This is a genomic window from Methylobacterium sp. D48H (genome assembly GCF_053345715.1).
In genome coordinates this window covers 39,494-56,459 of record NZ_JBKFAP010000021.1, presented here as the reverse complement: position 1 = coordinate 56,459, position 16,966 = coordinate 39,494, and the positions used below count along the sequence as shown (strand labels likewise).

Here is a 16,966-nt window from a genome sequence, read left to right as displayed (position 1 = left end):
AACGCGGGCTGGATCGTCACGCCAGTGCCATGCGACGAACCGAGGATGCGAGGCGGCAAGGCCATGGATCGCACGATGGCCCGCGATCACGAGCGCGCGACCCGGCTTGCGCGGCCCCGTGACGCGTTTTAGCAAATGCTATACTTTTCTGTGAGTCGGATGAGATCCCGTTCCGTGTCCCTGGTCCGCACTGCGGCGCTCGTCCTGGCCGTCCCTCTCCTGGCGCCCGCCGCCGCGCGGGCGGCCGACATCTCCCCGCCGCGCCCAGTCGAGGCGCCGTCCTACACCGACTGGTCGGGGGGCTATGTCGGCCTCGAGGGCAGTGCCGGCGGGTCCTACGGCGCCTACAATTTCGGTCCGACGACGATCGGCGCCCGGCCGGTCCCGGCCTTCAAGAGCGGCGATTCCACCGGCCGCAGCGACCAGGGCAAGAACGCCACGACGGCGGTCGGCGGCCTGTTCGGCGGCTGGAACTGGCAGGCCGGGCCGTGGGTCTACGGCGTCGAGGCGAGTCTTGACGCGGCGAATCTGAAGCGGCCCATCCCCTCGACGATCGCGGGCTTCGGCTACGCGGACGTGGACCCGGCCTTCAACATCGTGCGCGCCAAGACGGATCTCTACGGTACCCTGCGCGCCCGGCTCGGCTATAGCTTCGACCGCTACCTGATCTACGGCACCTTCGGCCTCGCAGGGGCGAATGCGCGCATCCTGGCGACTTACCCGGACCTCGACACGGGCGGCCAGACCACCGCGCGGCGGGACCTCGGCTACGTCGGCTTCACCCTCGGCGCGGGCGTGCAGTACGCCATCACCGACAGCCTCGCGCTGGGCATCGACTACCGCTACATCGATCTCGGAGGCAGCCGGCGCTTCCCGCTGGGCACGGTGCCCGGCGACGCGGGCGGGCCGGTCACGACCCGGGCGCGCTTCACGTCCAACGAGCTGTTCGCGCGGCTGATGTGGTTTCCGGACGGGCTGAAGGTCCCACCGGACCCGGACGAGACCGCCCCGCACGATCCCGACAACGGCGATACCGGCCGCTTCTCGCTCCACGGCCAGACGACGCTGATCGCGCAGGGCGTTCCCGGCTTCCGCTCGCCCTACGAGGGCGCGCAGAGCCTGATCCCCCATCAGGCCCGGCAGACCACGACGGCCACGATCTTCCTCGGCCTCAAGCTCACCGATAGCACCGAGGTCTACTACAATCCCGAGTTCAGCCAGGGCTTCGGCCTGTCGCGGACGCTGGGCGTCGCCGGCTTCGTCAACGGCGAGGCGCAGAAGGCCGGCGCCCCGTTCCCGAAGCTGCGCTCGAACCGCTACTACGTGAAGCAGACCTTCGGGCTGGGCGGCGAGACCGTCGAGGTACCGGACGGCCCGAACCAAGTGGCCACCCGCTACGACGCCGAGCGGATCACGCTGATCGCCGGCAAGTTCGCGCTGGGCGACTTCTTCGACGGCAACATCTATGCGCACGACCCGCGCGTGGACTTCTTCAACTGGTCGCTCTGGGGTGCCTCGGCCTGGGATTTCCCGGCCAATCTCCCGGGCTTCACGCAGGGCGTCTACGCCGAGTACAACCGGCCCGAGTTCGCGATCCGCGCCGCCTACACGCAGGTGCCCAAGGAGCCGTCGAGCGACGTGCTCGACCCGCGGGTGTTCCGGCGCGCCGGGCTGAACGTCGAGTTCGAGGAGCGCCACGTCCTCCCCTGGCTCGATCAGCCCGGCAAGATCCGCATCGGGCTGTTCTCGAATGTCGGCGTCTCGGCCAACAACCGCGACATCGTCACCCTGACGCAGCTCGGCCTGTTCGACGACATCAACGACGCCGTCGCGGCGACCCGCCGCCCCCGCCGCAAGACCGGCGGCTACATCAACCTGGAGCAGGCGCTGACGCCCGAACTCGGGCTGTTCGCCCGGGCGAGCCTGAACGACGGGCGCACCGAGAACATCTCGTTCACCGACATCGACCGGAGCTTCTCCGGCGGCCTGTCGCTGAAGGGCAAGGCCTGGGACCGCCCCGACGACACGGTCGGCATCGGCGCCGCAATGAACGGGCTCTCGCCCTCGCACCGGGCCGCCTTCGCGGCCGGCTATCTCGGGCTGCTGATCGGCGACGGGCGTCTCAACTACGGCACCGAGCGCGCGCTGGAGACCTACTACGCCCTGAACCTCACGAAGTTCGTCACCCTGACCTTCGACTACCAGTTCATCGACAATCCCGGATACAATCGCGACCGCGGGCCGGCGCACTTCTTCGCCTCGCGGCTGCACGCCGATTTCTGATCGGCGCCGGTGAGACGGCCTCCGGCCGGAGCGTTCGGACGCTATGCGTATTCGCGAGCGAAGCGATCCGGTCCGGGCTCCGGACGACACGCCCCCTGGGTCGCTGCGCTCGCGACGACGGCGGCATCGCCCGATGGCGCAGCCCTGCTCACTCCGCCGCCTCGATCGCGGTCGCCCCGAAGATCGCCTCGAAGGCGGCGCGGAGCTGCATGTCGACCTCGGCCATGCTCACCGGCAGGCCGAGGTCGACGAGGCTTGTCACGCCGTGCTCCCGGACGCCGCACGGCACGATCCCGTCGAAATGCGCGAGGTCGGGCTCCACGTTCAGGCTGATGCCGTGGAAGCTGACCCAGCGGCGGACCCGGATGCCGATCGCCGCGATCTTGTCTTCGACGCCGGGCCCCTTCTCGGACCGGCGCACCCAGACGCCGACCCGGTCCTCGCGGCGCTCGGCGCGGACGTTGAAGGCGGCCAGCGTCTCGATCAGCCACGCCTCCAGGCTCGCCACGTAGGCGCGCAGGTCGCGGCTGCGCCGGTCAAGGTCGAGCATCACGTAGGCCACCCGCTGGCCGGGGCCGTGATAGGTATACTGCCCGCCCCGCCCCGTCGCGTGGACCGGGAACCGGTCCGGCGCGACGAGATCCTCCGGCCGGGCCGACGTGCCCGCCGTGTAGAGCGGCGGGTGTTCCAGCAGCCAGACGCATTCGGGCGCCGCGCCGCGGGCGATCGCCTCCGCGCGCGCCTCCATCCAGGCGAGGGCGGCGGCGTAATCCACTGCCGCGTCGCTCACGCGCCAGCCCACCGGGCCGGCGACCGGATCGGTGCCGGGCCGCTTCGGGAAGGCGGGCGGGCTGACCGTGAGGCGGGGCGCGTTTACCAAGAGTTCACCATCCTGCGTCGATGGTCGAAGCCTTCAACATCCGCGGCCGGCGGTTGCAAGGTTCCGGCTGCGAGACGGGATGGCGGACGGTGGCGGTCTTCGAGACCCTGAAGGTCGATCTGACGGTGGTGCTGGGCCGGGCCCGCATGCCGCTGCACATGCTCCTCCGGATGGGCCGCGGCGCCGTGATCGAGCTCGAAGCCAGCGACAGCGACATGGTCGAGATCCTGGCCAACGACCACCCGATCGCGCGCGGGCAGATCGTGGTGACGGGCGACCGCATCTCCGTGGAGGTGACCGAGCTGATCCGCAAGGCGGCCTCGATCGTCGAGCCGGGCGTCAGCATCGGCGACGGCGCGGCGCCTTTCCTGGAGGGCGGCTACGATTCCCCGTGACTGCGCTTGTCGGCGGCCGGACGATCTGTTATCCGCTGCGCCGCGCGACACGAAAGCGGCCCCGGGTTCTCCCGCGGCGCGCGACGGTCGGGCGAACGGACCGGTCTTCGCGTCCGATGCGGCCATGGCGGAATTGGTAGACGCGCTAGCTTGAGGTGCTAGTCCCGAGAGGGGTGGAGGTTCGAGTCCTCTTGGCCGCACCACATTGTTTCGGTTGACCGGACCTGCGGCAACCCGGATGTGGTGCATGACAGGGCGGTGCGCCGCCGATCACGACATACCATCATCTGAACTTGCGCTCCGGGTTGGGACTCGCGTGCCGCTCGCACGCCTGCCCGGGCGCCTGCGCCCGACCAGGGGCTGCGCGAGGACCGCCCGCATCATTCCGCGCCGGGACGTTACAGGATCGGTCAGCGAGCCGACGGAGCGCCGGACGCCCCAGCACGGCGGCTTCGACGTACTCGTGCGGGGTCAGGCCGTGGCGGTCCTTGAACCGACAGGAATCCTCGAGCGGGACGCGGCTCCATCTCCGCCGCGACGGTGGCGCTCCATCGGGACGCGCGGCGCCCAGCCTGAGCGGGCCGCAACCCGGCCCTGCTCCGGCCCCGCATTGACTTCGCAACCGCACACACGCATATCGGCGACGCAGCGTCAGCGGCCGCAACGGCCCGCATGAGGGGGCTGCGTGACGGATCGGGCGCCTCCCCGGCGTGATCCGGCCCCCCTCTTCATAACGTGCATGCACCCGGGCCGCCCCATCACGCGGGCTGCCCCCTGCCAACGGACCGGCCCATACACGGCACAGCTCGCGAGCGACGCGAGGTGCCCGGCCGGCCCTGCTGCATCGGATACATCCTTGACCCAATTCACCGATTTCGGCCTCGCCCAGCCCGTGCTGCGGGCGCTCAGCGAGGCCGGCTACGTCGCGCCGACCCCGATCCAGGCCCAGGCGATCCCGCCGGCCATGGCGGGCCGCGACCTCTGCGGCATCGCCCAGACCGGCACCGGCAAGACCGCGGCCTTCGCGCTGCCGATCCTGCACCGCCTCTCGCTCTCGGACCGCCGCGCCCCGCGCCGCGGCTGTCGGGTGCTGGTGCTCTCGCCGACCCGCGAGCTCGCCAACCAGATCGCCGAATCGTTCACCGATTACGGCCGGCACCTGTCCTACACCACGACGGTGGTGTTCGGCGGCGTCACCATCAGCCGCCAGGAGCGGGCGCTGGCGCCGGGCGTCGACGTCCTCGTCGCCACCCCCGGCCGGCTGATCGACCTCGTCGACCGCCGCTCGCTGACCCTGGAGGGCGTCGAGATCCTCGTCCTCGACGAGGCCGACCAGATGCTCGATCTCGGCTTCATCCACGCCCTCAAGCGCATCGTGAAGATGCTGCCGCAGAAGCGCCAGAGCCTGTTCTTCTCGGCCACCATGCCCAAGAACATCGCGGGGCTGGCGTCCCAGTATCTCACCGATCCGGTCCAGGTCGCGGTGACGCCGGTCGCCACCACGGCCGAGCGGGTCGAGCAGGAGGTGATCTTCGTCCATACCGGCGCCAAGCAGGCGCTGCTGGGGCACATCCTGCGCGATCCGGCGATCGAGCGCGTGCTCGTCTTCACCCGGACCAAGCACGGGGCGGACCGGGTCGTGCGCGGCCTCGACAAGGTCGGCATCGCGGCCGCCGCGATCCACGGCAACAAGAGCCAGCCCCAGCGCGAGCGGGCGCTGGCCGCCTTCAAGGACGGCTCCTGCCGGGTCCTGGTCGCCACCGACATCGCGGCCCGTGGCATCGACGTCGAGGGCGTGAGCCACGTGGTCAACTTCGACCTGCCGAACGTGCCGGAGAGCTACGTCCACCGGATCGGCCGGACGGCCCGCGCCGGCGCCGACGGCCTCGCCATCTCGTTCTGCAACGATGAGGAGAAAGCCTACCTGCGCGACATCGAGCGCGTGACCCGGCAGAAGGTCCCGGTGGCGGGCTTCCCCGAGGGCTTCACCCCGCCGTCCCGCCAGGAGGCGGCCGAGATCGCCCGCGAGGAGGAGCGCCGGCCCGAGCGTCCGCAGCAGCGCCCCGGCGGCGGCCGCCAGGGCCAGCGGCCCCGGCAGCAGCAGGGCCGTCCCCAGCAGGGCCGACCCGAGGGCGGCCGCGGCTTCGGCGGTCCCGGCCAGGGCGCGCCCCGGCAGGGCCGACCCCAGGACGGCCGCGGCGACAACCGCGGTGACAATCGCGGCCACGCCCCGCAGGGCCGCGACGCCCGCGCGGACCGGCCCGCCCGCCCGCAGGGCGAGCGCCCGAATCAGGGTCGCCCGAGCCGCGACGCCCGGCCCCAGCGCGCCGATGCCCGTCCGCGCAGCGGCGGTGGCGGCGGCGAGGGTCGCAGCATCGGCTGGCTGGAGCGGGCGCCCCGTTCCTGAGCGAAGATGGCCTGAGTGAAAATCGAGCCGCCCGGGACGGATCCGTCCCGGGCGGCTTCGTTTCCGGCGACCGCGCCGGACGAGCGGCGAAACCGCAACCGGATGACGGCTCGACCCTCTGTGTGAACCCGGCGCGGCGATCGTGAGCGGATCGCCGCGCGCGGAGCCGTTCAGTTCGCCCGTGAGACCTCGACGAGGTTGTCGGAGAACGAGGGCGCGTGGCCCATATCGGTGAAGGCGCCGGACGAGATGCTGTTCACCGTGCCCTCGTTGAGCTGCCGCCAGTAGCCCAGCGTCGCCACCACGATCCCGGCCTTCACGTCGTCGGTGATGCGGGCCACGCCCTTGAAGGCGCCGCGGTCGTTGGCGACCTGGACCCGGTCGCCGTCCCGGATGCCGCGCGCGTCGGCGTCGGCTTGGCTGATCATCACGAACTGCTCGCCCTGGCCCTTCTGCTTGTCCTCCATGTTGGCGTAGCAGGAGTTCAGGAAGTAGTGGCTCTTGGGCGAGACGATGTTGAGCGGGTAGCGCTTGGCGAGTTCGGGATCGTTCGTGTGCGACTCGCGCGGGCCGAGGTAGTCCGGCAGCGGGTCGAGCGCCTCGCCGGGCTGGAAGCCCTCGTACATCTGCCGGAACGGCGGGGCGACGAAGTTCGTGGCGCCCTCGACCTTCAGCATGCACTTGCCGGTCGGTGTCGGGAAGTTCCCCTCCCGGTGCGGCGCCCGGTCGTCCGGCGTGCCGACCTTGAGCCGGGCGAAGCCGTGCTCGCGCATGTACTGGAGGTCGATGCCCTCGCAGGCCGGCGATGACCAGTCGACGTAGTGCTCAAGGCACTCGCTGTCGCTCCATTTGAAGTTCTCCTCCTCGAAGCCGAGCCGGGCGGCCAGCCGGCGGAAGATCTCGTTGTTGGGGATCGCCTCGCCCGGCGCCTCGGCGCACTTGGTGTTGTAGGTCAGGTAGAGGTGCCCCCAGGAGAGGATCATGTCCTCCATCTCGGCGCCCATCGTGGCCGGCAGCAGGATGTCAGCGTAGGAGGCCGTGTCCGAGATGAAGTGCTCGGCCGAGACCATGAACAGGTCCTCGCGCATCAGCCCCTCGACGATCTTGTCGGTCTCGGGCGCCTGCGTCACGGGGTTCGAGTTCCAGCACATCATCGACATGATCGGCGGATCGAGCTGCATCTCGCCGGTAAGCGCCCGGCCGATCTGCAGGTTGGAGACGACCCGGGTGCCCTCCGGGATCAGGTCCGGGCGGCAGATGACGTCGAACTTGTAGGGATGCTCCCAGACGCCGAACTGCGTGATGCCGCCGCCGACATGGCGCCACGCGCCGGTCAGCGCCGGGATGCAGGTCACCGCCCGGATGGTCTGGCCGCCGCCGTAGTGCCGCTCCAGCGCCACGCCGATGCGGATGCCCACCGGCTGCTCGGTCGCCATCTCGCGGGCGAGCTTCCGGATGTCGTCGGCGGAGACGCCGGTGATCGCCGCGGCCCATTCGGGCGTGCGCGTGCTGGCCCGCTCCTTCAGCTCCGCGAAGCCGACGGTGTGGTTGTCGACGTAGTCCTGGTCGACGAGGCCCTGTTCGATGATCGAGTTGATCAGCGCCATGGCGAGCGCGCCGTCGGTGCCGGGCTTCGGCGCGATGTGCCAGTCGGCGGCCTTGGCGGTGCGGGACGCGTAGGCGTCGATCACGACGACCTTGGCGCCCTGCTTCTGGGCGTCCTTCACGATCGCCCAGTGGTGCAGGTTGGTGCTGACCGAGTTGCAGGCCCAGATCACGATGTACTTGGAGTGGATGTAGCTGTCCGGGTCGAGGCCCGCGGTCGGGCCGACGGTGAGGAGCCAAGCCGTGCACGAGCCCTCGCCGCAGAAGGTGCGCTCGGTGACGGTGGCGCCCATGCGGTTGAAGAACGCGTCGCCGCCGTTCAGCCCGTGCACGAGGCCCTGGTTGCCGAGGTAGCTGTAGGGCGCGATGGCCTGCGGCCCGTACTGGTCGATGATCGCCTTCCAGCGGGTGACGATGGTGTCCAGCGCCTCGTCCCAGGTGATCCGCTCGAACTGCTTCGAGCCCTTCGGGCCGACCCGCTTCATCGGGTAGAGCAGCCGGTCCGGGTGGTAGTGGCGCTTCTCGTAGTCCTTCAGCTTCACGCAGAGACCGCCGCGGGTCATCGGGTGGTCCGGGTTGCCGCGCACGCTCAGGAGCTCGCCGCCCTTCACCTCGAACAGCATCGAGCACGTGTCGGGGCAATCGTGCGGGCAGCCTCCGTAGAAGACCTCCGAGTAGGCCTCGGGCTGGACGATCTCGTTCATGCTCTCTCCCTCACCGGCCGCGGGCGTCCCGTTATTGTTCAGGCGTCCCGGCTCCCGGTGGGCGGAGCGTACAATGAGAGGAAGAAAAATTCTAACTCGAATCCCGGCGGCCGATCGCGCACGCCCGCCGCTCGGTGGCCCGTCCGCCCCGCGGCGCCCTCACCGCCCCGCCTTCCCTTGCGCGGGCGCGCCCCCATCTGAGGGATGGACGAAGCGGGGGCCTGCGACATGCGGTTCGAACTCTACCGGGACGCCAAGGGCGAGTGGCGCTGGCGCCTGCGGGCGCGCAACGGCGAGGTGATCGCCGATTCGGGCGAAGGCTATGTCCGCCGCGAGGATTGCGAGCACGGCATCGCGCTGGTGCGTCAGAGCGCCGAGGCGCGCATCGAGGACATGACGACGAAGATCGCCTGACCCCGCGCGTCTCAACCTGCGATCAACCCTGTCCGAAACGTCGCAGCGGTTAAGCTGCAACGCTTCCGCTCGCCCACGCGTTGCAGCGGTTCGGACCGAGCGGAGCCCGTCGCCCTGCGCGGTTCGTCGACCAGGACGAATGACACAAAGGGAGTCGAGACCGTGCTGAGGAAATTCCTGCTCGCGGCCCTGCTGGCGCTGGGCTTCGCGGCCGCGGCGCCGCAGGGCGCGTCCGCCGCGCCCATCGGCCCGGGGCTGGCTCTGCCCGCCGAAGCCGCGCCGGCGGTGGCCGAGAAGGCCCAGTACTACTACCGTCGCCGGTTCTACGGCCCGCGGCCCTACTGGCGCCGCCCGTACTACGGCCGCCGGTTCTACTACGGCCCGCGGCCCTACTACCGTCATCCCTACTGGCGCCGTCGGTTCTACTACTGATCGGCTCTCCGACCTGACCGGCCCGGCGGCTCCAGCGAGCCGCCGGGCTCTTTCACACCCCGATTCGGGGTGCGCGACCGCGAGCCTTGCTTTATCGTGCCGGGAGCGGGACCGCCGACGGCAGATCGGCGCGCCCGAGAGGAAGCCCGATGAACGATATCGCGCAACGCGCCGAGCCCGCGGCGGCGACGCCGGACCTCTGGCAATCCATCCCGCTCGAATGCATCCTGAGCGCGGTCGCCGTTCTGCTGGCGGCGGGGCTCAAGCTCGCCGGCGTGATGTCCTGACGGCGTGCGGGGGGCGGATGGACGGCATGCAGCACGTCGCACTCTCACCGGCCGGAGGCGCGCCGCCCGCTGAGGTCGATCTGCCCAAGGGCGATCTCACGGTGCGCACCATCGCCATGCCGGCCGACACCAACGCCAACGGCGACATCTTCGGCGGCTGGGTGCTGTCGCAGATGGACCAGGCCGGCGGCATCGCGGGCGTCGACCGGGCGCAGGGCCGGGTGGTCACCGTGGCGCTGGAATCGATGACCTTCATCCGGCCGGTCCGGGTCGGCGACGTGCTGTGCGTCTACACCCGGGTATCGCATGTCGGCCGGACCTCGATGAAGATCGAGGTCGAGGCCTGGGCACGGCGGTTCTGCACCCAGGTTCGCGAGCGGGTCACGCAGGCCACCTTCACCTTCGTGGCCATCGACGAGGACGGCCGGCCGCGGCAGATCCCGCCGGCCGTGCCGTCCCCGTCCGCGACGACTACTTGATCACCCCGCAGGCGACGCGGTCGCCGGCGCCGCCGATCGGCTGGGTGTTGTGGTCGTCCTCGTTGGCGTGGATGATCAGCGCCGCGCCGTCCCCGTCCTTCAGGCCGCCCTCACCGTTCAGCGGCGTCTCGCTGGAGACCTCGGCATTGGCCGAGCCGTCCTGCGCCGCGTAGAGGTTCGGCAGGTCGCCCTCGTCGGGGCCCTCCGCGTTGAGCAGCCCGTGCTTGCTCTGGTCGTGGTTCACGTGCGCCTTGGAGTTCATGAACTTCGGGTCCGAGCAGTCGCCCACGGCGTGGAAATGCATCCCGTGCCAGCCGGGCGGTAGGCCGCCGGGCTGGATCGTCACGCGCAGGACCAGGGCATTCGCCCCGTCGCGGATCGCCAGCGTGCCGATCGGGTCGCCCTTCGCGTTCTTGATCGGCGCCGTGTAGGTCTCTGCCGGTTTGGCCGCCTCCTTGGGAGGCTCCTGTGCCAGGGCGCCGCCGGCGGCGGCGGTCCCGAGCAATACGAGCAGCGGCAGGGTGCGGGTCATGCGGTGGCTCTCCTTTCCGGCCCGGTCTAGTTAGGGAGCGCGCCGGCCTTCGACAGGGCGGCGGCCCGAAACCTCCGCCGCAGACCTGCCGGAACCGCACGAAGCCCCGATGACCCGAGACCGGACCAGCCCGGACCGCGCGTCCCCCGCGGACGATCCCGCGGAGAACCCTGCGCCGCGGCGCGCCGACCTGTACCTCGTGGCGCACGGCCATTTCGAGAGCCGGGCCCGGGCCCAGGCGGCGATCCGTGCCGGGCTCGTGCGGGTCGACGGGCGCCCGCTCGCGCGCGCCTCGGACCCGATCGCCCCGGGCGCGCGGGTCGAGGCGGAAGCCGAGCATCCCTACGCGTCCCGCGGCGGCCTCAAGCTCGCCGCCGCGCTGGACGCGTTCGGCGTCGATCCGGCCGGCCGCGTCGCCCTCGACGTCGGCGCCTCGACGGGCGGCTTCACCGACGTGCTGCTCGCCCGCGGGGCGCGCCACGTCCACGCCCTCGACGTGGGCCGGGGGCAGCTCCATCCGCGCCTCGCCGGGGACCCGCGCGTGACCAACCGCGAGGGCACCGACATCCGCGACCTCGGCGCGGACGCCCTCGTGCCGCCCCCCGAGCTGGCGAGCGTGGACGTGAGCTTCATCGGCCTGCGCCTCGTGCTGCCGGTCCTCCCGGGCCTGCTGAGGCCGGGATCGGCGATCGTCGCGCTGATCAAGCCGCAATTCGAGGCCGGCCGCACCCGGGTCGGCCGCGGCGGGCTCGTGCGCGATCCGGCGGTCCACGCCGAGGTCTGCGCGGCCGTCCGCGGGACCCTGGAGGGGCTCGGCGCCGCGATCCTGGGCCTGATCGACTCGCCGGTGCCGGGCGGCGACGGCAACGCCGAGTTCCTGATCGGCGCGAGGTTGCGGTGAGCGAGACAACAGATAGCGAGACGGTCACGATCCGGGGGCTCGGCGCCCGCGGCGACGGGATCGCCGCGGACGGCACCCCGGTGCCCTACACGCTTCCCGGGGAGCGCGCGGAGATCCGCCGCGAGGCGCGACGCGCCGCGCTGCTCGGCGTCGCGCAGGCCTCTCCCGACCGGGTGGAGCCGTTCTGCCCCTACTACATGCGCTGCGGCGGCTGCCGCACCCAGCACCTGGCGCGGGAAGCGGAGCTCGCCTGGAAGCGCGACCTCGTCGCCCAGGCCCTGTCCCAGGCGCGCCTCGATGTGACGCCCGGTCCGGCGATCGACGCCCACGGGGCGGGCCGCCGCCGCCTTACCCTGCACGTGCGCGAGATCGGCGGCCGGGCCGAGGCCGGGCTGATGGCGGCGCGCAGCCACGCGCTGGTGCCGATCGACCATTGCCCGATCACCGTGCCGGCGCTCCACCCGGCCCCGGAGGTCGCGCGCCGCCTCGCCGCCCCGCTGGGCCACGGGCGCAAGCCCCTCGACGTCGCCGTGACGGCCACCGACCAGGGCCTGGACGTCGACCTGCGCGGTCACGGACCGGTCAGCGCCGGCGTCGGCGCCGCACTGGTGCGGATCGCCGGCGAACTCGGCCTCGCCCGGCTCTCCCTGCACGGCGAGCGCCTGATGGAGGCCGAGCCGGTCTCGGTCACGGCGGACGGCCCCGCCGCGGCGACGCGCCTCTACCCGGCCCCCGGCGGCTTCCTGCAGGCGACCGCGGCCGGTCAGGCGACGCTCTGCGACCTGACCCTGGCGGCCCTCGGCCCCCGCATCCGGCGCGTCGCCGACCTGTTCGCGGGCTGCGGGCCGCTGACGCTGGCGATCGCCCGGACGGCCGCGGTCCACGCCGTCGAATCCGATGCCGCGGCCCTCGCGGGCCTCGAGCGGGCCGCGCGCGCCGCCGCGGGCCTGCGCAAGATCAGCAGCGAGCGCCGCGACCTGTTCCGCCGGCCCCTGCTGCCCCCCGAGCTCGACGCCTTCGACGCGGTGGTGTTCGACCCGCCCCGGGCCGGCGCGGAGGCTCAGGCCCGCCAGCTCGCCGCCGCCCGCGTGCCCCTGGTGATCGGCATCGCCTGCGACGCCGGAACCTTCGCGCGGGACGCGGCGACGCTGGTCGCCGGCGGTTACCGGCTGGAGACCGTCACGCCGGTCGACCAGTTCCGCCATTCGGGCCATGTCGAGATGGTCGGGGTGTTCCGGCGCGAGCCCGCGCGGCGGCGCTAGGCCACGCAACCGGCGGCCACGTTTCCCGTTCTCCCGGCGACGGGAGACCTTCCATGATCCGCGGATTCCTCGGTACCGCGACGCTCGGTGCGCTGAGCCTCGCCCTCATCACCCCGCTCGCGGCGCAGACGCGAGCGCCCGACCAGACCGGCACGGGCGGCGGCCCGGCCTCGACCATCACGGCGCCGAACACCAACAGCCTCGGCGTCACCAAGCCGCCCGGCACGTCCCTCGGCCCCGGCGAGGTGCCGACCCCGGAGCAGCGGCGGCGCGAGCGCGCTCTGACCGACAAGATCGAAGGCAGCATCTGCGACGGCTGCAACTGAGATCGGGTCGGGGTCGCTCGGGCCGGGTTCCCGCTCAGGCCATCGCCTGTCCGGGCCGCGGTGTTCGACCGGGCCGTGCCCCGCAAACGGCTCTCCATTCGGCGCGACCTCGGGCGGCGCGGAACTTCAGATCGCGCTCGCTCCGGCCTGCGGGCCCCGCGGGTCCGCCGAGGGGCTTGGCCAAACCGCCGGCTCGATACAGCAGCGACCCGCGAACAGGATTGTTGCCAGCGCATATTTCCATATTGGTTGCAAATATATCCATATTCATAATCCAAAATCCTATCTTCAAGCCAGTCTTTTTGTAGATATAATCCAAATATTGATCTTCATATTCGCGGATATGGCGGTCCTTCGAGCGGATCATTGCTCAAAAATCGTGTTCTCGTTTATTGATTCGCAACTTGATGCTTCGTAAGACTTGCGTGTCGCGGGTCCTAGCCTGGGGGCGGTGACGTACAGCCGCGACTTCAGGTGAAGGAAACGCCGCCATGGCCCTCGTGAAGAAAGCCGCCCTGTCGGGATCGCACGCGCAGGTCCGGAAGGGTGAGCCGGCCAGTCTGAGCCAGCTCGGGCGCCTCAACGAGGAGAGCCGGCGCAAGGCCCGGACCTTCGCCAAGCAGCAGAAGGCGGCGGAGCGCATCGCGGCGGCGACAACCCAGCTCGCCAGCGGCGTCGCCGAGGCCTCGTCGGCGGCCGAGGAGCTGCGCAAGGCGATGGAGCAGATCGCCGCCGGCGCCGAGGAGGCGGCCGGGGCCTCCGAGCAGTCACAGCGCGCCGTCACGACCGTGTCGGAGGCGATCGGCACCGCCCGCACCGAGGCCGAGATCTCGCGCCAGAAATCGGAGGCGCTCCAGGGACTCATCGCCGGCGTGAGCCAGCAGATCCGGCTCAGCGTCGGCTCGATCGCCACGGCGGCCGAGCGTCAGGCGGCCTCGGTCACGCTGATCGTCGAGCTGGAGCGGCAGGCGGCCAATATCGGCGACATCGTCCGCGCCGTCGCTCGCATCGCCGACCAGACCAATCTCCTGGCCCTGAACGCCGCCATCGAGGCGGCCCGGGCCGGCCAGCACGGCAAGGGCTTCGCGGTGGTCGCCGACGAGGTCCGCACCTTGGCGGAGACCTCCGAGCGCAGCGCCCAGGAGATCCAGGCGCTGATCGGCCGGATCCAGGAAGACGTGAAGGTCATCGCCGAGGGCATCAACCGCGCGGCCGAGGGCGCGCGCCAAGAGGTCGCGCGGGGCGAGACGATCACCGCCCAGCTCGAGGCGGTGCGGCAGGCCATGGTCGAGATCATGCGCGGCGCCGAGACCATCGCCCGGGTGGCCGTCGAGTCTGAGAAGGCCGCGGTCGAGGCGCAGAAGGGGTCCGAGCTGATCGCGGCGGCGGCCGAGGAGCAATCCTCCGCCTGCCAGCAATCGCTCAAGACCATCGAGCAGCAGACCACCGCCCTCGGGGAGAGCGAGCAGGCTGCCACCGAGCTCGCGACCCTGGCGGACGAGCTGAAGAACGCCACCGACGTCGGCAAGAGCGCCGAGGAGGTCGCCTCGGCGGCCGAGGAGCTGTCCTCGGCGGTGGAGGAGATCAACCGGGCCGCCGCGCAGATCACCACGGCGCTCGACCAGATCGACCGGGGCGCCCAGCAGCAGACGGCAGCCGCGCAGCAATCGGCGGCCGCGATCGCGCAGATCGAGAAGGGAGCGATCCTCGCCCAGGACAGCGCACGCGACGCCCTGGAGAAGGGCGGCCTGATCACGAGCCAGCTTCAGGAGAACCGGGCCGCGGTGGACGGACTGGTCGCGGGCGTCGGCAACGCCCTCGCGGAGACCGACCGGAGCCGAGAGCAGATCAACGCCCTGGAGCAGGTGAGCCGGAAGATCGACAAGATCGTCGACGCGATCACCACGGTGGCGATCCAGACCAACATGCTGGCGGTGAACGGCTCGATCGAGGCGGCCCGGGCCGGCGAGTTCGGCAAGGGCTTCATGGTGGTGTCCACCGACATCCGCAACCTCGCCCGGGATTCCTCGGAGAACGCGGAGCGGATCAAGGACCTCGTGAAGGCGATCCAGGACCAGATCGTGGTGGTGCGCCGGGACCTGGAGGCGATCTCCGCGGCGGCCGCCGCCGAGGTCGAGAAGAACCGGGCGATCACCCGCGACCTCGAGACCACCGCCGACGACATGGGCGTGGTGCTCGACGGCAACCGGCAGATCCTCCAGGGCGCCGACCTGATCATCCGCAACGTCGAGGAGGCGAAGCGCGGCGTCGACCAGATCGCCACGGCGGCCCGCCAGGGCGGCCAGGCGGTGAACGAGGCGCAGCAGGCCGCCCGCGAGCAGGCGAACGGCGCGGAGGAACTCGCCGCCGCCATCGAGGAGGTCGCGTCGCTGGCCGACGAACTCCAGAACCAGGACTGAGACGCGCCCGGCCGGGACGGCCCCACCCGAATCCTGCTCAGCCCAGAGCCCGCCATGCCCAACGACGCCTCAGCCTCGGCCGCGACCGACCGGTCGGAGACCGCCTCCGCGCTCCAGTTCGTGACCTTCCACGTCGCCCGCGAGACCTACGCGGTGCCCCTCGCGGAGGTGCAGGAGATCATCCGCCTGCCCGACATGGTCGACGTTCCCCTGGCACCCCCCGCCCTGGTGGGACTGGCCAACCTGCGCGGCTCGGTCCTGCCGGTGGCGAGCCTGCGGCGGCTGTTCGAGCTGCCCGACCGGGTCCACGACGACGCCGCCCGGGTGGTCGTGGTCGGCCAGGGGTCCGGCGACGGCGGCGGCGCCGGCGGGACCTCCGGCTTCGTGGTCGACCGGATGGCGAGCGTGATCACCGCCGAGCCCGGGGAGATCGAGGGGACCGACGGCCTCACCGCCACCGCGGCGACCGAGCTGCTCGCGGGCGTGATCAAGCGGCCGGCCGGCATCGTGCTGATCATCGATCTCGGGCGCCTGCTGCAGCGCAGCGGGTCCGGGCGCGCCGGCGCAGAGGGCGGGTCGGGCGGACGGAACGCGGTCGGGCCGATCGAGGCCGGCGGCGCGGCCTCGGCGCGGCCGGAGGGCGAGGTCGGGCTCTCCGACGAGATCCAGCTCGTGTCCTTCGAGCTCGCGGGCCAGGAATACGCCCTGCCGATCGAGCAGGTGCAGGAGATCGTCCAGGTCCCCGACCGCGTCAGCGAGCTGCCGAAGGCCGAGCGCCACGTCATCGGTGTGATCAACCTGCGCGACCGGCTGCTGCCCCTGGTTAGCCTGCGGGCGCTGTTCGGGCTGCCGGGCGTGCCCCTGGGAGAGCAGAACCGGATCGTGGTGGTCGCCTCCCGGGAATCCGCCGGCTCCGTCGGCATCGTCACCGACACGGTGAAGGAGGTGCTGCGGGTGCCCCGCGCGGTGGTCGACCCGCTGCCCGACCTGCTCGCGCAGGGCGACGCGCTGCGCGAGGTCGAGGCGATCTGCCGGCTCGGCGGCGGCAAGCGGCTGGTCTCGATCCTGTCGGCCGCCCGCCTGTTCGCCACCACCGGGATCGCCGCCGGCCTCGCCGGCCTCGGAGCCGCAGAGGAGGGACCCGTGCAGGAACGTCAGACCGCGACCGCGCCGACGCGCGCCGACGAGGAGGAGCAGTTCGTCGTCTTCCGCCTGGCGGACGAGGAGTACGGCGTGCCGATCGACGCCGTGCACGAGATCGTCCGCGTCCCCGAGCAGCTCACCCACGTGCCGCGGACGCCCGGCTTCATCGAGGGCATCGTCAATCTGCGGGGGGCGGTGCTGCCGGTGGTCGACCAGCGCCGCCGCTTCCGGCTCCCGGAGGCCGCGCGCAACGACCGCCAGCGCATCATGGTCTTCGCGATCGCGGGGGTGCGGACCGGCTTCATCGTCGACTCGGTCTCGGAGGTCCTGAAGATCCCCCGCTCGGCCATCGTGCCGGCGCCGGACCTCGCGCAGGACGAAGACAGCGCCGTGGAGCGGGTCGCCAACCTCGCCGCCGCCAAGCGGATCATCCTGATGGTGAACGTCGACCGGCTCCTCAGCCGGCACGAGGTCGCGGATCTGCAGGCGGCCTGAG

Annotated in this window: 16 protein-coding genes and 1 tRNA gene; 13 read left to right on the top strand and 4 right to left on the bottom strand. The window is 71.6% G+C overall.

The window, feature by feature from the left end:
- Positions 1–159 precede the first annotated feature (159 nt).
- Positions 160–2,283 carry a carbohydrate porin gene (locus tag ACLBX8_RS24840; RefSeq protein ID WP_447715870.1) on the top strand — a complete coding sequence of 708 codons (2,124 nt, stop codon included), beginning with the start codon at positions 160–162 and terminating at the stop codon, positions 2,281–2,283.
- Between the two features lie 148 nt (positions 2,284–2,431).
- Here the strand turns inward: ACLBX8_RS24840 and lipB are convergent, their stop codons facing one another.
- Positions 2,432–3,163 (bottom strand): lipoyl(octanoyl) transferase LipB, encoded by a 732-nt coding sequence (lipB, locus tag ACLBX8_RS24835; RefSeq protein WP_447700596.1) that lies wholly within the window; start codon positions 3,161–3,163, stop codon positions 2,432–2,434.
- An 89-nt stretch (positions 3,164–3,252) separates the two neighbouring features.
- Here lipB and ACLBX8_RS24830 point away from each other — a divergent pair, with 89 nt between their 5' ends.
- From ACLBX8_RS24830 to ACLBX8_RS24820, 3 genes are all read left to right on the top strand, one after another.
- Positions 3,253–3,558, top strand: a complete 306-nt coding sequence (locus tag ACLBX8_RS24830; RefSeq protein ID WP_020095633.1) for a FliM/FliN family flagellar motor switch protein — start codon at positions 3,253–3,255, stop codon at positions 3,556–3,558.
- 118 nt (positions 3,559–3,676) lie between these two features.
- Positions 3,677–3,761 (top strand) — tRNA-Leu (locus ACLBX8_RS24825).
- A gap of 653 nt (positions 3,762–4,414) precedes the next feature.
- Positions 4,415–5,965, top strand: coding sequence for a DEAD/DEAH box helicase (locus ACLBX8_RS24820; protein WP_020095631.1), 1,551 nt, complete (start codon positions 4,415–4,417; stop codon positions 5,963–5,965).
- 170 nt (positions 5,966–6,135) lie between these two features.
- Here ACLBX8_RS24820 and ACLBX8_RS24815 read toward each other — a convergent pair whose 3' ends face one another.
- On the bottom strand, positions 6,136–8,274 hold the full coding sequence (locus tag ACLBX8_RS24815) for a molybdopterin-containing oxidoreductase family protein (protein WP_447715869.1): 2,139 nt from the start codon (positions 8,272–8,274) through the stop codon (positions 6,136–6,138).
- Between the two features lie 228 nt (positions 8,275–8,502).
- Here ACLBX8_RS24815 and ACLBX8_RS24810 point away from each other — a divergent pair, with 228 nt between their 5' ends.
- The 4 genes from ACLBX8_RS24810 to ACLBX8_RS24795 all read left to right on the top strand — a co-directional run bounded on the left by ACLBX8_RS24810 (position 8,503) and on the right by ACLBX8_RS24795 (position 9,886).
- Complete coding sequence (locus ACLBX8_RS24810) at positions 8,503–8,688, top strand: YegP family protein (RefSeq protein ID WP_026605317.1); 186 nt, start codon at positions 8,503–8,505, stop codon at positions 8,686–8,688.
- 162 nt (positions 8,689–8,850) lie between these two features.
- Positions 8,851–9,120, top strand: coding sequence for a hypothetical protein (locus ACLBX8_RS24805; RefSeq protein WP_447715868.1), 270 nt, complete (start codon positions 8,851–8,853; stop codon positions 9,118–9,120).
- Between the two features lie 149 nt (positions 9,121–9,269).
- On the top strand, positions 9,270–9,407 hold the full coding sequence (locus ACLBX8_RS24800) for a hypothetical protein (protein WP_165923092.1): 138 nt from the start codon (positions 9,270–9,272) through the stop codon (positions 9,405–9,407).
- A 26-nt stretch (positions 9,408–9,433) separates the two neighbouring features.
- Positions 9,434–9,886, top strand: coding sequence for an acyl-CoA thioesterase (locus tag ACLBX8_RS24795; RefSeq protein ID WP_020095626.1), 453 nt, complete (start codon positions 9,434–9,436; stop codon positions 9,884–9,886).
- On the opposite strand, the gene ACLBX8_RS24790 is transcribed toward ACLBX8_RS24795, so the two are convergent.
- Positions 9,879–10,418, bottom strand: coding sequence for a superoxide dismutase family protein (locus ACLBX8_RS24790; protein ID WP_056526253.1), 540 nt, complete (start codon positions 10,416–10,418; stop codon positions 9,879–9,881). The genes ACLBX8_RS24795 and ACLBX8_RS24790 overlap by 8 nt on opposite strands.
- Before the next feature lie 109 nt (positions 10,419–10,527).
- On the opposite strand from ACLBX8_RS24790, the gene ACLBX8_RS24785 reads away from it, so the two are divergent.
- Genes ACLBX8_RS24785 through ACLBX8_RS24775 form a run of 3 tightly spaced genes read left to right on the top strand, consistent with a single transcriptional unit; the run spans position 10,528 to position 12,907 of the window.
- A complete protein-coding gene (locus tag ACLBX8_RS24785; RefSeq protein WP_447715867.1) occupies positions 10,528–11,319 on the top strand; it encodes a TlyA family RNA methyltransferase in 792 nt (263 codons plus the stop codon).
- Positions 11,316–12,581: a class I SAM-dependent RNA methyltransferase gene (locus ACLBX8_RS24780; protein WP_447715866.1), complete on the top strand. Its 1,266-nt coding sequence runs from the start codon at positions 11,316–11,318 to the stop codon at positions 12,579–12,581. The genes ACLBX8_RS24785 and ACLBX8_RS24780 overlap by 4 nt, the downstream gene beginning before the upstream one ends.
- A 53-nt stretch (positions 12,582–12,634) precedes the next feature.
- A complete protein-coding gene (locus ACLBX8_RS24775; protein WP_100253168.1) occupies positions 12,635–12,907 on the top strand; it encodes a hypothetical protein in 273 nt (90 codons plus the stop codon).
- 34 nt (positions 12,908–12,941) lie between these two features.
- Here ACLBX8_RS24775 and ACLBX8_RS24770 read toward each other — a convergent pair whose 3' ends face one another.
- Complete coding sequence (locus tag ACLBX8_RS24770; protein WP_447715865.1) at positions 12,942–13,274, bottom strand: hypothetical protein; 333 nt, start codon at positions 13,272–13,274, stop codon at positions 12,942–12,944.
- A gap of 124 nt (positions 13,275–13,398) precedes the next feature.
- Here ACLBX8_RS24770 and ACLBX8_RS24765 point away from each other — a divergent pair, with 124 nt between their 5' ends.
- Positions 13,399–15,327 (top strand): methyl-accepting chemotaxis protein, encoded by a 1,929-nt coding sequence (locus tag ACLBX8_RS24765; protein ID WP_447715864.1) that lies wholly within the window; start codon positions 13,399–13,401, stop codon positions 15,325–15,327.
- Positions 15,328–15,381: 54 nt separating this feature from the next.
- Complete coding sequence (locus ACLBX8_RS24760; RefSeq protein ID WP_447715863.1) at positions 15,382–16,965, top strand: chemotaxis protein CheW; 1,584 nt, start codon at positions 15,382–15,384, stop codon at positions 16,963–16,965.
- Position 16,966: the final 1 nt, after the last annotated feature.